Annotated in this window: 1 protein-coding gene; it reads right to left on the reverse strand. The window is 64.8% G+C overall.

Going from position 1 to position 1,228, the window contains the following annotated elements; all coding sequences use genetic code 11:
* Window positions 1-205: 205 nt before the first annotated feature.
* A partial coding sequence (locus tag JX325_RS17130) for a CapA family protein (protein WP_204792217.1) occupies window positions 206-1,228 on the reverse strand: 1,023 nt, incomplete at its 5' end.

The raw sequence follows: 1,228 nt of genomic DNA on the forward strand, positions 1-1,228 counted from the left end.
GCCTGGAGGAGTTCGGGGAGCTGCTGCGGGCGCTGCTGGCGGAGCNGAATCCCTTCGAGCAGGACGCGTCCTATCTGAAATGGAGCCGCCGTCCCCAAGAGGCCGCCGCCGTGGGCGCGGCGCTGACGCAGGTGGAGGCGTTCCTCGAGGGGCTTTGAAAGTACATCAAGCAAGAGCGCCGTCCCGGCCGGGACGGCGCTCTTGTTTATTTTCCGGCGTCCCGTTCCTCCCCAAGGACGGCGTGACAGGTCTCCAGGGCCTTGTCCAGTTTCTGCCTCAGGGCGGTCCCGGGTTCCCCGGTTTTCAGAGCGGCGTGGATGTCCACCAGCTCAAAGCGGGGGGAGGCCCCCTCCGCCCGGTGGAGCATGTAGAGGGGGATATAGCCGCAATCCGCAACCTGGGCCTCCCCGGTTTCATTGTCCCGGGTGAGGGTCAGGGTCAGCACCGCCGTCGTGTCCGTGTTGGGCTTGGTCTGGGAGGAAATGAAGTTTCCCAGGGAGTAGCAGACAAAGCCCTGCCGCCCGTCGGGCAGGGTCCGGATCTCCATAGGCTGGGGCACATGGGAATGGCCGCCCAGGATAATGTCCGCGCCGTTTTCAAAGAGAAAGTCCGCCAGTTCCTCCTGGTATTGGTTCTGCGTCAGCTTGTACTCCAGGCCCCAGTGGATCATCACCGCCACCAGGTCCGTTTTCAAGGCCTTGGCGTCCTCCAGGTCCCCGGCCAGGCGGTCCCAGTCCGGCTTGGAGAGGGAGGTCAGGTAGTCGGTGTTGAAGACATTGATGGCGTAGGGGTGCTTTTTCGGTATGGGGATGCCGTTGGTGCCGTAGGCATAGCCCAGAAAGGCCACCGAGATGCCCCCCACGTCGGCCACGGCGGCGTTGTGGTCAAATTCCTCCTGGGTCCGGCTGGTGCCTACATGGGCCAGGCCGGCCCCGTCCAAAACGTCCAGCGTCCGGCTCAGGCCGGAGAAGCCCCGGTCCAGGCTGTGGTTGTTGGCGGTGAGGCACAGGTCGAAGCCTAAGGCCTTGAGGTCGCGGGCCAGGTCGTCGGGGGAGTTGAAGGCGGGATAGCCGGAGTAGGGCGGGCCGCCGGAAAGGGTGGTCTCCAGGTTCACCACGGCGTAATCTGCCGCCTCCACATAGGGCCCGGCGGCAGCCATGATCCGGGCATAATCGTACCGTTCCCCGTTCCAGGCGTCGTTGGTGATGGGCATATGGCTCATGGCGTC

The sequence above is a fragment of the Oscillibacter sp. CU971 genome (assembly GCF_905219725.1).
Lineage (GTDB): Bacteria > Bacillota > Clostridia > Oscillospirales > Oscillospiraceae > Oscillibacter.